Origin of the sequence: Desulfobaculum xiamenense (assembly GCF_011927665.1) — a bacterium.
GTDB lineage: Bacteria > Desulfobacterota > Desulfovibrionia > Desulfovibrionales > Desulfovibrionaceae > Desulfobaculum > Desulfobaculum xiamenense.
Genome location: NZ_JAATJA010000001.1, coordinates 36,532 through 52,771 on the forward strand (window position 1 = coordinate 36,532; position 16,240 = coordinate 52,771).

Genomic DNA, 16,240 nt, shown 5'->3' on the forward strand with positions numbered 1-16,240 from the left:
GCTTTTGGTTCGTTGTCGCCTAGCCCCGCTCCGCCTCGGCGCGTAGGGCGCTGCCGGGTTTTTCCATGCGGATGAGCCACGCCAGAAGTGACGGCACGAGGTAGACGGTCATCACGGTCGAGAGCATGAGGCCGCCGAGAACCACCGCGCCGAGGCCTCGGTAGAGTTCCGATCCCGCGCCCGGCGCGACCACCAGCGGCAGCATGCCGAGGAAGCTGGTTGTGGCGCTCATGAAGATGGGGCGCAGGCGGCTGCGGGTGGCGGAGACCACGGCATCGAGGTGGTCCATGCCCTTTTCGCGCACGTTGATGAGGCTCTGGTGCACGATGAGGATGGGGTTGTTGACCACGATGCCTACGAGCATGACGAAGCCGAGCATGGTTAGCACGTCGAGCTGCTGCGGGGCGATGGTCACGTTGACCAGCTTGAGGCCGATGAAGCCGCCCGCCGAGGCCAGCGGCACGGCAAGCATGATCAGCGCCGGATAGGCGAAGTTGCCGAACAGGGCGGCCAGAAGCAGGTAGGTGATGGCCACCGCCACCAGAAAACCGCCGCGCAGGGCCGAGAACGTCTGAGTGAGCTTGCTGGCCGTGCCGGAGAGCGAGGTCTCCAGCCCGCGCAGGTCGCCGCTGTGTTCCATGTCCGGGATGACGGTCGTGGAGAGTATGTCCATGGCCTCCTGCAAGGGCATTTCGTTGGGCGGGGTGACCTGGAGGGTGATGGTGCGTTTCTGGTTCAGGCGGCGGACTTCGTTCATGCCGCCGGTGCGCTCGACCTTGGCCAGCGCCTCCACGGGCAGGATTTCCCCGTCCCGCGTGACGAGCAGCGCGCGCTCCAGATCCTCCGGCGCGTGTAGTTCGCCCTGATCGCCCATGACCAGCATATCCACGGATTTCTCGCCGGGGCGTTTGAAGTCGTCCACCTTGCGGCCTTTGAGCAGCACGTCCAGCGCGATGCCGAGTTCCTCGGGTGTCATGCCTACGGAGGCGAGGCGCTCGCGGTCCGGGATGAAGTTCATTTCGGGGTAGATGAGTTCGATGGACGGCTGGGGACGCACGCGCGCGCCGGGGATGGCCTCGCCTATGCGCTTCATCATTTGCGCTGCCGCCGCGGACATGGCGGGCAGGTCCGAGCCGCTTAAGTCCACGTCGATGTTGCGGCCCTTGCCGAGGCCTGAGGCGAAGATGGAGCGCTGCATGACCACGGTGCGCACCGCCGGAAACTGCGAGGTCAACTCGGTGAGCAGGGGGATGAGCGCCGGGGCGTTCTGCTCCTGCGTGCTCGACACGCCGAGGATGGTCCGCCGTTCGTTGGCGACGAAGAAATAGCGGGATATGCCCGGCAGGCCGTTGTGTTCCTGCTTGCCATAGTAGGGGTCGAGGGCCTTGCCGAGGGTGTCGGCCATTTCCTGCCGTTCCGACGTGGACAGGCCCGGAGGCAGGTCCATGATGGCCGTGATCATGTTCTGGTTGCCCTGCGGCAGATAGTCCACCTTGGGGAACATGGCCCATGTGGCCAGTGCGGACGCCCCGACCATGACGATGACCGTGCCGAGGCGCGTGGCGGTGTTCTTTAGGCACAGGCGCACCAGCGCCATCATGGAATCGGCGATGCGCTCGCCAAGCGTGGCGATCCACTCGCAGCGCTTGTGCGACTGGCTGTGATGCGCCGCGCGGAAGGAGAAGATGCGCTCGGCGAGCATGGGCACGACCAGCATGGATACCACGGCGCTCAGGCTGATGGCGGCGGTGATGGCCAGTGCAATGTCCTTGAAGAGCTGGCCCGCCTCGTCGCGCATGAACAGGATGGGCAGGAAGACCACCACCGTGGTCAGTGTGGAGGAGAGCACAGCGCCCCAGACCTCGCGCGTGCCGTCGTAGGCGGCGGCGAAGGGCGATTTGCCGAGGCTGCGGTGCCTGTCGATGTTTTCGAGGACCACGATGGCGTTGTCCACCAGCATGCCCACGGAGAAGCTGATGCCCGCCAGCGAGATGACGTTGAGGTTGCGGTCCGCCAGCTTCATGAACATGAAGGTCGATATGGCGCTGATGGGGATGGCCAGCGAAATGATGGACGTGGCCGACACGCTGCGCAGAAAGACGAGCAGAACGAGGATGGCCAGCGTGCCGCCGATGAAGATGTTGCCGCGCACGAGGCTTATGGCGGAATTGATGTAGGGGCGCTGCTCGTACACCCAGTCCAGCCGGACGCCCAGCGGTTTCAGCACGTCTTCGTTGAGGCGCTTCGTGACGGCGTCGGCCTCGTTGGTCAGTTCCACCACGTTTACGCCCTGCTGGGGCAGGATGAACATGCCGATGCCCGGCGCGCCCGAGGAGAGCACCGGGTCCGCGTTGAGGGTGTAGGCATGGCGGACGTCCGCCACGTCGCCTACGCGCACGAAGCGGTCTCCGTAGCCGCGGATCACCGTGCCCGCCACGTCTGCGATGCTGGTATGCTCGCCGACCATGCGCACGCGGTAGTTGTGGCGGCCCACGTCGAGATCGCCCGCCGAGATGTTCATGTTGTCTTTGGATAGGGCGGCCACGAGGTCCGAGATGGTCAGCCCGTAGGCGGCCAGCCGCTGCGCGGAGGCGATGATGTGTACCTCGTCGTTGGTGCCGCCGCGCACGTCCACCTGCGCCGCGCCGGGGATGCGCTCGAAGTACTGGACGATCTCGTCCTGCATGAAGGTCTTGTAGGTGGAGACGGGGCGCGGATTTTCCGGAAGCGTGCGCAGGAACATGCGTACGGCCGGGTTGGCGGAGTCGCCGGTGCTGCGGATGTAGGGGCGGTCGACGTTGTCGGGGTAGGTGTTGACCTCGTCGAGCTTGTTGGAGACCTCAAGTACCGCCTCGCGGACCGGAATGCCCAGCCGGAAGGTCAAGTTGATGGTGCCGCGCTCCATGTTGGCGATGCTTTCGATGGATTCGAGGCCCGGAATGGACTTGAGCTTCTCCTCCTGCGGTTCGAGGATTTCCCGTTCGATTTCGTAGGGGCTTGCGCCTTTCCATGTGGTGCGGACGGAGACCTCGGGTTTGCTTACGTCCGGCGTGAGCTGGTAGGGCAGGGCGGACAGGCTCAGCAGGCCGCCCATGACCGAGAGGATGACGGCGGCGAGTACGCCCACCGGATTGCGTATGGCTACCTTGATGAGATCCATGATGTGTGCCTACCGGACAACCGGCTGGCCGGACCGGAGTCGTTCGTTGCCGCTGGTGACGATCGGCGCGCCAGCCTTGAGCGCGTCGGAGGAGAAACCAACCATGTCGCCCGCGTAGCCTTCCACCCGGACCGGAACGGCCCATGCCTTGCCGTCGCGGATGGTGAATACGCTGTAGCCGTCGCCATTGGCGTGGCGCACGAGGGCCTGACGCGGGGCAATGAGGGCAGTTTTCGTCTCTCCGACGGTCATGGTGACGGACGCCTCAAGACCGGCAGCGGTGCCACGGTCGCGCAGGCGGATGATGACAGGGATGGTTCGCGTCTTGGGGTCGCCGTCTGGAACGATGGCGCGGATGGTGCCTTCCTGCTCCTCGCCGAGGATCGCCACGGTGACCTGCGCGCCCTTGCGCAGGGCGGGCAGATGGCGCTGGGGCACGTGGACGCGCACCTCGACTTCCTTGGCGGCGGCGACGGTGAACAGTGCGGAGGATGGGGTAATCCATTCGCCTTCCTGAACGTGTCGGACGAGAACCACGCCGTCGAACTTGGCCGTGACGCAGGCCTTGCGGCGCTGGGTCAGCAGGGATTCGAGTTCCGCCTCAAGGGTGGCGTAGCGGGCGCTGGCCGTGCGTTCGGCGTAGAATGCGCTGTCGTATTCGTCGCGGGAGATGACGCTACCGTCGATGAGGTTCTTTTTACGTTCAAGGTCGATGCGCGCGTTGTCGAGCACGGCCTTCTGCTCGGCCAGCGCGGCGCGCGCGGCGGCGATGGAGCAGTCGAGCAATTCGGTGTTCAGGCAGGCGAGGGCTTCGCCGGCCTTGACGGTGTCGCCCTCGTCCACGAAGACCTTTTCCACCAGTCCGCTTAGTTCGGAGGCCAGATTGGCCTGTCGGTGGAACTGCGTGGAGCCGGTGAATGTGGCCGCAGCCTGAATGGTTCCTTGGCCGATGGTGCTCGTTTTGACTATGGCGGCGGGTTTCTCCGCATGAGCCGTTGGCGGGGAAAGCAGGAGCGCCAGCGTCGCCAGGAGCGGAAGAAGGGTTGCGCGCAGTATTTGAATCATCATTTTATCCTTGCGAATGAACATGTTGTGTTCCTGTATCTTGCCGGAAAACTTGGCGTATTCACCTTGATACAAGGGGGTGTGCCTGTAAAGTCCGGCGCGGGTTTTATTTTTGTTGTATGAAATCAGAATATTACGAAAAAAGATACCGTCTGGTATGAATTCCGGTTTCCGCTTCCGAAGCGGGGGAGGATCTGTGCGCAAGCTGTTGTGGCCAATGTCGCCTGCGGCGTGCGCAGGGAGTTTCGCTTCGCTTTTCGTGAGAGGCGGATGCCGACTGGGAAATTCGGGTGCGAGGATACCGGGCGGCTGCGCATCTGTCGATTCTTGACAACATTGCGCAGAATCTTATCTTCCACCGTCCGGGCGGACCTGCTAGCCGGTTGCTCTGGCGTGGCCCGGAGAGCCCGCGCAGGGCTTCGCTTGCTTGTGGGCGCAATTCTGGATAAAGACGCCATGTACGATCGCCATGCGGGCGCGGCAATCCTCACCGGGATGGCGCTGCGCAGTGGGCTGCGCTTTCCGGCGCCCACCGTGGCGAACCGTTAACCAATCTGATCATGAGAGCGGCGTGTCGCGACGCATCGTGTGCGACAGGAGGCAGTGCGGGAGACCGCAGGCCGCCGTCCGAGTGCGTTCGCTCCCACTCCGTCAACCGCTTTGCAAGGAGTCCCGATGAAGATCCGGAAGTTTTGCCTTGGCCCGTACCAGACCAATGGGTATCTGCTGTCCGAGGGCAGCAAGGCCGTGTTTATCGATCCCGGCGACGATTCCTCGGCGGTGCTTGATGTTTTGAAGAAGGAAAATCTGACGCTGACGCATATCCTCGTCACGCACATCCACATCGATCACTTTTACGGAGCCGCCAAGCTCGCCCGGCTGACCGGCGCGGAAATCCTCGCCAGTGCCGATGACGCCTTCCTCGTCGACATGGAGATTCTCGGCTGCGGCGATTCCGGCTATCCCGATTTGCAGGAGGACTTCCGCTATACCCCCATCGCGGAGGGTATGCATGAATTCCTTGGCAAGAAGTGCAAGGTCGTCCCCACCCCCGGCCACACGCCCGGCGGGCTGACCTTCCATTTCACAGGAGAGGGCGTGGCCTTCGTGGGTGATCTCATCTTTGCCCGCTCCATTGGCAGGACGGACTTCACCGGCGGCAACATCAAGGCGCTCATGCGTTCCGTCGAGAATGAAATATTCACCATGCCGGGCAAGACGGTGCTCTACCCCGGACATGGCCCTTCGACCACGGCGGGCGACGAGAAGATTCACAATCCGTTTTTCTAGGACGGAGCGGACTGGCCGCAGGCGGGAGAAATCCTCGTCTGCGGCGGCCTGCTTCGCGGCGTACGCGGGCGTCCTTCGCCCCGGTGGAAAAGGAACAAGGCGCACATGGTGGAATGCATCCGCCATGTGCGCCTTGTTTTTTTGCGAGGTATGCCGAGGCTGTGCCTAGGCCTGCGCGGCGAGTTCGACCTCGCCGGGGGTCACCTGCGGACGCTTGAGGCTTTCGAGATCGGGCATCAGGTTGCGATGCGCGGGGTCCAGGTAGCTCCCCAGCAGGTGGTGGTAGTAGTCCATGGTCTTTTTGAGGGCGGTGTCCTTGTCCAACAGGCCATCCTGGAAGTCCTGGAGGATGCACTTGGAGACCATGAGCGCGATGTCGTTGAACGCATCCGCGCTTTCCCGACTGAGAAAGCCCTCGTTGACGCAGTCGTCGAGCATGATGGCGCTGCGGCGATAGATGTTGTTGATGTTGAAGATCTTGTCGAGGGGGGCGGGCCAGTCCTTCTTGATCTTCTCGGGAAACAGCTCGTAGTACTGTCTGGTGTATTCTTCGAGCTTCTCGTCGCCATGGGTGAAGAACAGCAGCTTGTAAATCTCCGGCTCGTCGAGGGAGAATTCCGTGAAACACTGGCAGATGGCCATGTAGCGTTCGACCGAATTCTTGCACCCGGCGAGGTAGCGGGGAAGCGCGGCATGGTACTCGCCGAGGTAGTGCATCGTGGCGAGGAAGACGAGATGCGGAAGGTTGTCAAAGTAATTGTAAAGTGTGGCGCTCGCATAGCCGGCTATGTCCGCCGCCTTGCGGATGGTGACCGCACCAATGCCTTCCTGCTTGATGATCTCGTTGGCGGCCTTGATGAAATACGTCATTATGCGCTTTTGCTTGATCTTGGACCTGTCCTGCGATGTCTGCATATGCTGTCTCTTGCTCCAAACCTTGATAGTTTCGTGCGCCAAATGTGTCAGATCAAGTCGTTTTCATTACGCCCACTGTCGCGGCGTAGTGTGGTCGCGGCGTGTACAGGCTGCCAATGTCCTTGCCGCCCTGCGCGGGGCGTTTGCCTGCGCGCGATGTGCGCGGTGTATATCGCCCGTGAAGCGTCGATTTTCCCGTGATCCCGCACGTTCGCGAGCCATGTGCGGGCCGGGACGTTCTCAACGTGCCATCCAATTTATAACCGCGGTCATGAAATAAATCCACTGCGGGTAAAATCATGATTAGGCGAACAGCTGCTTAGGCAGCAGTTGCGCCTTTGTCAATTTCGAAAACCGCGTGAAGGCCGTGTCAGCTTTGCCTTCCCCGTTCTGTCCGCATGGCGATTGTCCTGCTCTCAATCCGAAAGGGGATGCGTAACGCCCCGCCGACGCCACTGGAGGCGGTGTTCTTCGTGGGCTGGGCATGCGTGGTTCAGCCGTTGTTGGGTGCGGTTGTCCGGCATTGAACCCTGTCGCGGCCGGGCGCTGGCTGTGGCGGTGTGCGGCTGGTGTGGCAGGGACGCTGCGTGCTGTGTCAAAGATTCGCGCAATGGGGCATTTTCGCGCGGCTGGTGCAAGCAAAAACAGCAGCCCCATATATTAATGATAAGGAGGGCTGAAGCTCCGGAGTCCCGAGCGCGGTGAACGGCTTTGGGCAATGCCTGCGGGATGGAAGCGAAAGCGTTCCATCGGGTCGTATGGGGGCGCGAAGTACATGCGTGGGCGTCCAGCCGTAAGGCGTTGGTTCGCTTTTCGGTTTAAGACCTTGGAATGTCTCGGGAAGAGCCGTCAGCTATGTGCTATGAGCACAACTATATATTATGATTGATTTTATTTGTCAAGGGGTTGCGGAGGGTATTGGCTTGCTTGTGCCAAACGTGTCAATCGGGCCCGATTGCGTGGGGGGGCGGTGGCTTTTGACAGGCTACGCCGGGAGCTACGGACTCCCTGGCGGAAGGGGTTTTTTGTCGGTTGTTATGCATGTTGAGGCGTATTTCATACGCAGCGGCAGTGTTGTCGTGAATAGGGATGATTGTTCTTGTTTTGCAATCATGAGCTGGAGAGCGTGTCACGACGCTATGCGGAAACAATGCACGAACATACTTCGCTATTTCATGCTCGCGACATTGGGTTATGCATGCTTCGAGTACTGGATTTCTTTGATTTGCGTGTACATAGCCGTTGATTTGGTCTGGTTGTCGTCTGATGTCGTCATTTGTTGGCGTCACTGTGTCCATGGTATGCACATTTCGGCCATGCATGGATGAAATAGCTGGTGAAACGCCTGTTTCGCGAAATATCCCCGTCGGTTCGTCCTTTCGTTTTCTCTCGCGGTGTTTCTGCCGCAGTAATGAAACCAAAAAAAGATTTAGGTTAACATTCTGAAAAAATTAGCATTATTTGCTGTGATCACGGTCATGAACGCGTTCATAAAAAAATTGTGATTGCAATATGAACATGATTATGCAAATTTTCACGTGCGCGGCAACGGGAACACACGAAGTGTGGAAAATCTGGGTGGCTAGCGCCAACTATCGGAAATCATAGCGGAAAATATGGAGCATCGCGAGGGCTGTGGTCTGGAGATGCTCTGCTTTCGTAGACGAAGGTTTCCGCCGCGCAAGACGCGCGGGCGAGGCGCTTGCTTCACCTTTGACATGACGGACCGATTTTGGGCTTCCCCGGTTGAAACCGAGGGGCCGGAAGACGGAGCAGGGCGCATCGACTGGTTTGCCATGTCGCCGAGGGCTTTCCCCCTCGCGCAGGTGACGGCGGTGCGCGGAGGACTTGGCCGCGTGAGGTCCTCGACTGAAAGTTCGTCATGTACGCGCGTCGTCTCCCGAAGATGTCCGCAAGTCATGAGCGCTTGACGAGATGCCAAGTGATTGGAGGCTGCAAAAGCTCGGTATCGGAGTTACGCGCGCGTGCGCGGATGAATGGGCTTGTTGGGGTTAGGGGCATTTCGCCAGTGACGGAGAGTGGCACCCGTGTTCGCGCCAAGATGGGCCGCCCGACGGATGAACCCGGCGGGGCATGACGGTTCGGCGAATTGATGGGGCCGGCTTGACGAACGACTTTCCAATTTCATCTGGAGTATTGGGGATGGAACCCAAAAAGAACGCATCTGTAAAAATTGATCCCAAGGTGTTTTTCCCTTCGCTGATCATCGTGGGTATCCTGTGCTACCTGACGGTGCGCGATCTTGACGCCGCAAACCGCGTCATCAACGCCCTGTTCCACTATGTCACCTTCTCCTGGGGCTGGGCATTCGAGTGGTACATGATCATCATGGCCGCTGGTTGGGCCTGGTTCGTTTTCGGACCTTGGAAGAACAAGAAGCTCGGCGAAGAGGAGCCTGAATTCAGCACTTCCAGCTGGCTGTTCCTGCTGTTCGCTTCCTCCACTTCCGCCGCAGTGCTCTTCTGGGGATCCTACGAGGCATACTGCTACGTTTCGACCCCGCCCTTCGGTTTTGAGCCGTTCTCCGTCACCGCGCAGGAATACGGCCTCGCCTACAGCCTCTTCCACTGGGGCCCGCTGCCTTGGGCCGTTTTCGGCTTCTTCAGCGTTGTGTTCGGCTACTTCCTGTTCGTGAAGAAGATCAACGTCGTCCGCCCCAGCGGCACCCTTGTCGCTCTGCTGGGTGAGCGTCACTGCAAGGGCCTCGTCGGCATCATCATCGACAACGTCTACATCGTCGCTCTGATCCTCGCCATGGGCACCAGCCTTGGTCTGGCCACTCCGCTGGTCACCGAGTGCATGCAGTACCTCTTCGGCGTGCCGCACACCCTTGGTCTGGACGCCACCATCATCGGCTGCTGGATTATCTTCAACGCCATCTGCGTTGCCTTCGGTCTGAACAAGGGCATCAAGATCGCTTCCGACCTGCGCTGCTACCTGTCCATCGCTGTTCTGCTGTGGATCCTGTGCATCGGCGGCACCACCTTCATCGCCAACTACTTCACCGATTCCGTGGGCATCCTGCTGAACAACTTCGGCCGCATGCTGTTCTACACCGACGCCATCACCGGCGGCGGCTTCCCGCAGGGCTGGACCGTGTTCTACTGGGCCTGGTGGGTCATCTACACCATCCAGACCTGCATCTTCCTCGCCCGCATTTCCCGTGGCCGCACCGTGCGTGAGGTCTGCGTGGGCATGGTTGCCGGTCTGACCGCCACCACCTGGATCATGTGGACCATCCTGAGCGGCAACACCATGGACCTGATCCATCGTGGCGTGCTCGACATGACCTCCCTGGTTGCCCAGTACGGCGCTCCCCGCGCGGTCATCGAGACCTGGGCCGCTCTGCCGTTCAGCACCCTGACCATTTCCGTGTTCTTCGTTCTCTGCTTCGTGGCGACCGTGACCCTGATCAACGCCTGCTCCTACACCCTGGCCATGTCCACCTGCACCGAGGCCGACGGCTACTCCGAGCCTCCGGTTTGGGTTCGCGTTGGCTGGTCCGTGCTGGTTGGCGTCATCGGTGTCACCCTGCTGGCCCTGGGCGGCCTGAAGCCCCTGCAGACGGCCATCATCGCTGGTGGTTGCCCGCTGTTCTTCGTGAACATCATGATCGTCGTGTCCTTCTTCAAGGACGCTAAGCAGAACAAGAACTGGTAATTCCATAACGAGTTGCAGGCATCTCGCAGCTTAAACCCCTGAGGAGATTCAATCATGGATTTCAAGCTCTCTGATGAACAGGAACTTTTCGTAGCTGGCGTTCGCGAGCTGATGGAAAGAGAGAACTGGGAAAGCTACTTCGTCGAGTGCGACGAGAAGCACGAGTACCCGATCCGCTGGGTTAAGGAACTCGCCGAGCTGGGCATCGACACCATGCTCCTGCCCGAGGAACACGGCGGCATGGACGCCGGCATGGTCACCCTGACCGCCATCTGGGCGGAGCTTGGCCGTCACGGCGCTCCGACCTACGTCCTGTACCAGCTGCCCGGCTTCAGCACCATTCTGCGCCACGGCACCCAGGAGCAGATCGACAAGATCTTCGCCCTGCGCGGCACCGGCGAGCAGATGTGGAACTCCGCCATCACCGAGCCCAGCGCCGGTTCCGACGTGGGTAGCCTGAAGACCACCTACACCCGCAAGAACGGCAAGGTGTACCTGAACGGCCAGAAGTGCTTCATCACCTCCAGCGCCCATTGCCCCTACCTCGTGGTCATGGCTCGCGACGCCGCTTCCGAGAGCCCTGTGTTCTCCGAGTGGTTCGTGGACATGAGCAAGTCCGGCATCAAGCTGAACCAGCTCGATAAGCTCGGCCTGCGCATGGACAGCTGCTGCGAGATTGTGTTCGACAACGTCGAGCTCGAAGAGAAGGACCTGTTCGGTGTTGAGGGCAACGGCTTCAACCGCGTGAAGGAAGAGTTCGACGCCGAGCGTTTCCTCGTTGCTTGCACCAACTACGGCATCGCCCTGTGCGCCTTCGAGGACGCCGCCAAGTACGCCAACCAGCGCGTGCAGTTCGGCCAGGCCATCGGCCGCACCCAGCTGATTCAGGAAAAGTTCGCCCACATGGCGATCAAGCTGAACAGCATGAAGAACATGCTCTTCGAAACCGCCTGGAAGTGCGACAACGGCACCATGACCTCCGGCGATTCCGCAATGTGCAAGTACTTCTGCGCTAACGCCTCCTTCTTCGTTGTCGACACCGCCATGCAGGTGCTCGGTGGCATCGGCGTGACCGGTCACCGCGTGGGCCGCTTCTGGCGAGACCTGCGCATCGACCGTCTCTCCGGCGGTTCCGACGAGATGCAGATCCTGACCCTGGGCCGCGCTGTTCTGAAGCAGTACCGCTAGTCGTCCACAACCCACTGCACTCAATACTGCAAGGATAAGCACAATGACCAAGCTACTGAACACCCCCAAGTTCGGCCCCCTGAGCGGCCTTCGGGTCGTCTTCTCGGCTATCGAGATTGCCGGTCCCTTCTCCGCACAGATGCTGGCCGAGTGGGGCGCGGAAGTCATCTGGATCGAGAATGTTGCCTACGCGGACACCATCCGCGTGCAGCCGAACTATCCCCAGTACTCCCGCCGCAACCTGCACGCCCTGTCCCTGAACATCTTCTCGGATGAAGGCAAGGAAGCGTTCCTGAAGCTCATGGAGACCACGGACATCCTCATCGAGTCCAGCAAGGGCCCCGCCTTTGCTCGCCGTGGCCTCACCGACGAGCTGCTCTGGGAGCACAATCCGGCTCTGGTCATCGCCCACCTGTCCGGCTTCGGTCAGTACGGCGTGGACGAGTACACCAACTCCGCCGCCTACAACACCATCGCGCAGGCATTCAGCGGCTACCTCATCCAGAACGGAAGTGAGGAGCAGCCCATGCCCGCGTTCCCCTACACCGCGGACTACGTGTCCGGCTTCACCGTCACCAGCTCCGTGCTGGCGGCCCTGTACAAGGCGAAGCAGACCGGCGTGGGCGAAAGCATCGACGTCGCCATGTACGAGGCCATGCTCTGCGTTGGCCAGTACTACATGGAGGACTACTTCAACGGTGGTGAGATCTCTCCCCGTCAGTTCAAGGGTAGGGATCCCTACTGGGTTGGTTGCGGTACCTACAAGTGCAAGGACGGCTTCATGGTGATGGAGCTGGTCGGCATCAACCAGATCAAGGAAATGTTCGACCTGATCGGTTGCCCCGAGCTTCTCGGAACCGAAGAGTTCCCCGAAGGCACCCAGCTCATCAGCCGCAAGTGCCCCTCTGCCGCCTACATCGAGGACAAGCTCGATGCGTACCTCGTGGATCACACCATCGCCGAGGTGCAGGAGCTGTTTGGACGGCTCCGCGTCGCCTTCGCGAAGGTGCTGACCTTCCCCGAGCTGGAGGTCAACCCCCAGTACGTCGCTCGTGAATCCATCACCGAGTGGGACACGATGGACGGCAGGAAGTTCAAGGGCCCGAACATCATGCCCAAGTTCAAGAAGAACCCCTGCAAGATCTGGCGCGGCATGCCGACCCACGGTCAGGATTCCGCCGCCATTCTTGAGAACATCGGATACTCCGACGAGCAGATCCAGTCCCTTTCTGACAAGGGCCTCGTGAAGCTGGGAGCATCCCCGAAGGCCGAGTAGCCTTCGACGTGAAGTAGCAAGCGGAGGGATGGCCGCGTACGCGGCCATCCCTCTTGCCTGAAAGACAGAACTACCGGTTCCTTTGGCGGGATTTCAGCGTTGCTGACGCTCATTGCGCTTCTGCGAACTCACATCGTTTCACGCGATGCACTCTGACTGGGTAATGTGTCGAGCGACGAGGTGCTTGTGATGGATATTGTTGGAGGAAAGAACCTACGCCATATGTGGGACGATCTGGCCCGCACCCATGGCGACAAGACAGCGCTGGTCTTCGAGGACATCGAAGGCGCAACCAGCGCGTTCTCCTACGCGCAGCTCAACTGCGAAATCAACCGGGCGGCGAATCTCTTTCTTGGTCTCGGCATCGGCAAGGGCGACAGGGTTGCGGTTCAGCTCTACAACACCCCGGAATTCATATTCTGCTGGTTCGGCCTTGCGAAGATCGGTGCGATCACGGTTCCCGTCAATGTGCACTACCTGCACAACGAAAGCGAATATCTCATCAACAAGTGCGGTGCGAAGACCGTCGTCACCGAAGAGAAATTTTATCCCGTTTTCGAAAGACTCCAGCGCGAAGGCAAGATCGCTCTGGACAACGTCCTCGTGACCCGGCTGGACGATAACCATGACATCCCGGGAACCATCAACTTCCGCCGGGCCCTGCGCGAGCAGCCGGCCGCGTTGAAGGAGATCGTTCCCTTGAGCAGCGACGACGCTGCCGAAATAATTTTCACCTCGGGCACCACGAGCAGGCCCAAGGGTGTCGTCATCACCCATTACAACCTCTTGTTCGCCGGACGCTACACCGCGTGGCAGTGCGCCTTGAGGACCGATGATCGATACATGACCATGATGCCTGCCTTTCACATCGACTTCCAGTGTACCGCCGCCATGCCGACCTTCAGTACCGGCGCGACGTTCATCATGCTGGAGAAGTACAGTGCCCACCGGTTCTGGCGGCAGGTCTGCCTGCATCGCGCCACCATCACGGAATGCATTCCGCTCATGGTCCGGACGCTGATGCTGCAACCCGCCCAGACCTGGGAGAAGGACCACTGCCTGCGCGAAGTGTTCTTCTACCTGAACCTCGCCGATCAGGAGAAGGACGCGTTTATGGAGCGCTTCGGCGTCCGTTTCCTGACCTCCTATGGCATGACCGAGACCGTCGTCGGCATCATCGGCGACCGCCCCGGCGACGAGCGCCGCTGGCCGTCCATCGGCCGCACCGGCCTGTGCTACGAGGCGAAGATCGTGGGCGAGGACGGCCTTGAGGTGCCGCCGCTGACCCCCGGCGAAATCTGCGTCAAGGGTGTGCCGGGCAGAACCATCTTCAAGGAATACTACAACGCCCCCGAGGCGACCGCCGAAGTCCTGAGCGCCGATGGCTGGCTGCGTACCGGTGACACCGGCTACATGGACGAGGACGGATTCTTCTACTTCATCGATCGCAACAAGAATGTGATCAAGCGCTCCGGCGAGAACATCTCCGGCAGCGAAATCGAGAACGTTCTCGTGTGCCATCCGAAGATCGTGGACGCAGCCGTTGTCGGCGTGCCGGATGACATCTGCGACGAGGCGGTGAAGGCCTTCGTCATCCTGAAGGAAGGGGAGACGGCCAGTGTCGAGGAAATCCTCGACTACTGCACCAAGCGGCTCGCCAAGTTCAAGGTGCCGTCCTTCATCGAAATCAGAACGTCATTTCCCAGAACGAGCACCGGCAAGGTGCAGAAGAACGTTCTGAAGAATGAGTGTGTTGAATGCAGCGGCTCGCTCGCTGCTGATGATTGGTGCGCTGCGGTGCATTAGACCCCGATTTGGGCATCCGGGCATTCCGGGCTTGATTAGTCAGCCTAAATTTGTGATCATGGTCAGAAATTAATCACCGCACATTTTGTAACCACAGTCATACAAAGGATGATCAAAATGGCATTGAAGTTGGACATGCAGGGCAAGACCTACGGCCCGTTCGTGCGCAAGTACGATTTCAAGGACCTGATCCTGTTCGCTCTCGGTTGTGGCGCTGGTTTCGACGGTAAGACCGACCTCGAGTACGTCTACGAGAAGGACCTGAAGATCCTTCCCATGTTCGCCGCCATGCCCATCGTTGACAGCGAAGTCACCAAGACCATCGACTACGGTTTCAACTGGGGCGGTTCCCTGCACTGGGGCTTCGACCTTCAGATCCACGAGCCGATGACCGCTCTGTCCGGCACTCTGAGCACCCACGTGCTGCTCAAGGCCCTCTACGACCGCGGCGAAGGCCGTGGCCTGCTGGCCCAGCACATCGGCGAGACCTTCGACGAGAACGGCACCAAGCTCTTCACCAACGAGAGCTGGGACTGCGCCCTCTACGACGGCGGCTGGGGTGGCCCCAAGGCCCCGAAGGACGTTGTCGAGATTCCCGAGCGTGAGCCCGACTTCGAGGTTGTCGAAGAGGTCGCCCTCAACCGCGCCCTGATCTACCGCCTGTCCGGCGACTACCATCCCCAGCACATCGACTGGGAGTACGCCCAGAAGTTCGGCCATCCCAAGCCGAACCTGCACGCGGTCAGCACCGCCGGTCTGGCTTGCCGCCACATCATCAATACCCTGTTCCCCGGTCAGCCGGAGCGCCTCACCCGCTTCAAGACCCGCATCACCAAGTCCCTGTACCCCGGCTGCACCGTGAAGACCCAGATGTGGAAGTGGAGCGACAACAGCATCCATTTCCGCGTCATCGACGCCGAACGGCCCGAAATCGCGTACCTCAACTACGCTCTGGCCGAGTGGAAGTAACGACCCTTAGCTTGTTATCGGCTCCGGCTCCCCGCGAGGGGAGCCGGGCCTTCCGGTAGCGCATGGCGGCGCTGCCGAGTCGAAACAATACAAGAGATAGGATGGAGAAAGCATGAAAATCATTGTCGGTTGCAAGTTGGTTCCCGAAGAGCAGGATATCGCAGTCAACGCTGACGGTACGCTCGACACCGGCAAGGCCGATCCGAAGATCAGCCAGTTCGACCTGAACGCCCTCGAGTCCGCTGTGCAGCTCAAGGCCGCCGGCGAGGCCCAGATCACCGTCCTCAGCGTGGGCGGCAAGGAGCTCGAGAACACCAAGGCCCGCAAGGACATCCTGTCCCGCGGCGCCGACGACCTCGCTGTCGTCATCGACGACTCCTTCAAGGGCGCTCTGCCCCACAAGACCGCCAGCGTGATGGCCGCTGCCGCCCAGAAGATCGGTTTCGACCTGATCCTCTGCGGTGACGGTTCCGGCGACCTCTACGCTCAGCAGGTCGGCATGCGCCTGGGCGCTCTGCTCGGCGTTGCCACCGTGAACGGCATCAGCAAGATCGTCAGCTGCGCCGAGGGCAAGCTCATTGCCGAGCGCGCTCTGGACGACGAGATCGAAGTGCTGGAGATCACCCTCCCGGCCGTCGTGTCCGTGTCCGCTGACATCAACGTGCCCACCATCCCCGGCATGAAGGCCATTCTTGGCGCCGCCAAGAAGCCCGTCGCCGTTCTTACCGCCGCCGAGCTTGGCATCGAGACCGCCGAAGTGGTCGAGTCCGTTGCCGTCAAGGCTCCCAAGCAGAAGGACCGCAAGCGGATCATCGTTGAGGGCGACGGCGACGACAAGATCGCCGAATTTGTCAGCAACCTGCGCAAAGTCATCAACTAGTCGGGGGATA

At 60.6% G+C, this 16,240-nt stretch carries 10 protein-coding genes; 7 read left to right on the forward strand and 3 right to left on the reverse strand.

Features of this window, described 5'->3' with window-relative positions; all coding sequences use genetic code 11:
* Positions 1–19: 19 nt before the first annotated feature.
* Together GGQ74_RS00180 and GGQ74_RS00185 are read right to left on the reverse strand one after the other, a co-directional pair.
* Positions 20–3,160 (reverse strand): efflux RND transporter permease subunit, encoded by a 3,141-nt coding sequence (locus GGQ74_RS00180; RefSeq protein ID WP_167939535.1) that lies wholly within the window; start codon positions 3,158–3,160, stop codon positions 20–22.
* A 9-nt stretch (positions 3,161–3,169) separates the two neighbouring features.
* Entirely contained in the window at positions 3,170–4,225 is a 1,056-nt protein-coding gene (locus tag GGQ74_RS00185) for an efflux RND transporter periplasmic adaptor subunit (RefSeq protein ID WP_167939536.1), read from the reverse strand.
* 675 nt (positions 4,226–4,900) lie between these two features.
* Between GGQ74_RS00185 and GGQ74_RS00190 the strand changes: the two genes are divergently transcribed.
* Positions 4,901–5,515, forward strand: a complete 615-nt coding sequence (locus GGQ74_RS00190; protein WP_167939537.1) for an MBL fold metallo-hydrolase — start codon at positions 4,901–4,903, stop codon at positions 5,513–5,515.
* Positions 5,516–5,680: 165 nt separating this feature from the next.
* On the opposite strand, the gene GGQ74_RS00195 is transcribed toward GGQ74_RS00190, so the two are convergent.
* On the reverse strand, positions 5,681–6,430 hold the full coding sequence (locus tag GGQ74_RS00195) for a TetR/AcrR family transcriptional regulator (RefSeq protein ID WP_167939538.1): 750 nt from the start codon (positions 6,428–6,430) through the stop codon (positions 5,681–5,683).
* A 2,163-nt stretch (positions 6,431–8,593) separates the two neighbouring features.
* On the opposite strand from GGQ74_RS00195, the gene caiT reads away from it, so the two are divergent.
* The 6 genes from caiT (at position 8,594) to fixA (ending at position 16,230) form a co-directional block, all read left to right on the forward strand.
* On the forward strand, positions 8,594–10,111 hold the full coding sequence (caiT, locus tag GGQ74_RS00200) for an L-carnitine/gamma-butyrobetaine antiporter (protein ID WP_167939539.1): 1,518 nt from the start codon (positions 8,594–8,596) through the stop codon (positions 10,109–10,111).
* A gap of 54 nt (positions 10,112–10,165) precedes the next feature.
* On the forward strand, positions 10,166–11,299 hold the full coding sequence (gene caiA, locus GGQ74_RS00205) for a crotonobetainyl-CoA dehydrogenase (RefSeq protein WP_167939540.1): 1,134 nt from the start codon (positions 10,166–10,168) through the stop codon (positions 11,297–11,299).
* Positions 11,300–11,342: 43 nt separating this feature from the next.
* Positions 11,343–12,575 (forward strand): L-carnitine CoA-transferase, encoded by a 1,233-nt coding sequence (caiB, locus tag GGQ74_RS00210; protein ID WP_167939541.1) that lies wholly within the window; start codon positions 11,343–11,345, stop codon positions 12,573–12,575.
* 189 nt (positions 12,576–12,764) lie between these two features.
* Positions 12,765–14,381 (forward strand): crotonobetaine/carnitine-CoA ligase, encoded by a 1,617-nt coding sequence (caiC, locus tag GGQ74_RS00215; RefSeq protein ID WP_167939542.1) that lies wholly within the window; start codon positions 12,765–12,767, stop codon positions 14,379–14,381.
* A 117-nt stretch (positions 14,382–14,498) separates the two neighbouring features.
* Positions 14,499–15,350 carry a MaoC/PaaZ C-terminal domain-containing protein gene (locus GGQ74_RS00220; protein ID WP_167939543.1) on the forward strand — a complete coding sequence of 284 codons (852 nt, stop codon included), beginning with the start codon at positions 14,499–14,501 and terminating at the stop codon, positions 15,348–15,350.
* Positions 15,351–15,462: 112 nt separating this feature from the next.
* Positions 15,463–16,230, forward strand: a complete 768-nt coding sequence (fixA, locus tag GGQ74_RS00225) for a putative electron transfer flavoprotein FixA (protein WP_167939544.1) — start codon at positions 15,463–15,465, stop codon at positions 16,228–16,230.
* The last annotated feature ends 10 nt before the right edge of the window (positions 16,231–16,240 follow it).

Coding starts and splice junctions, on each gene's coding strand:
- GGQ74_RS00180 (WP_167939535.1), bottom strand. CDS start 3,160: ATGGATCTCATCAAGGTAGCCATACGCAATCCGGTGGGCGTACTCGCC.
- GGQ74_RS00185 (WP_167939536.1), bottom strand. CDS start 4,225: ATGATTCAAATACTGCGCGCAACCCTTCTTCCGCTCCTGGCGACGCTG.
- GGQ74_RS00190 (WP_167939537.1), top strand. CDS start 4,901: ATGAAGATCCGGAAGTTTTGCCTTGGCCCGTACCAGACCAATGGGTAT.
- GGQ74_RS00195 (WP_167939538.1), bottom strand. CDS start 6,430: ATGCAGACATCGCAGGACAGGTCCAAGATCAAGCAAAAGCGCATAATG.
- caiT (WP_167939539.1), top strand. CDS start 8,594: ATGGAACCCAAAAAGAACGCATCTGTAAAAATTGATCCCAAGGTGTTT.
- caiA (WP_167939540.1), top strand. CDS start 10,166: ATGGATTTCAAGCTCTCTGATGAACAGGAACTTTTCGTAGCTGGCGTT.
- caiB (WP_167939541.1), top strand. CDS start 11,343: ATGACCAAGCTACTGAACACCCCCAAGTTCGGCCCCCTGAGCGGCCTT.
- caiC (WP_167939542.1), top strand. CDS start 12,765: ATGGATATTGTTGGAGGAAAGAACCTACGCCATATGTGGGACGATCTG.
- GGQ74_RS00220 (WP_167939543.1), top strand. CDS start 14,499: ATGGCATTGAAGTTGGACATGCAGGGCAAGACCTACGGCCCGTTCGTG.
- fixA (WP_167939544.1), top strand. CDS start 15,463: ATGAAAATCATTGTCGGTTGCAAGTTGGTTCCCGAAGAGCAGGATATC.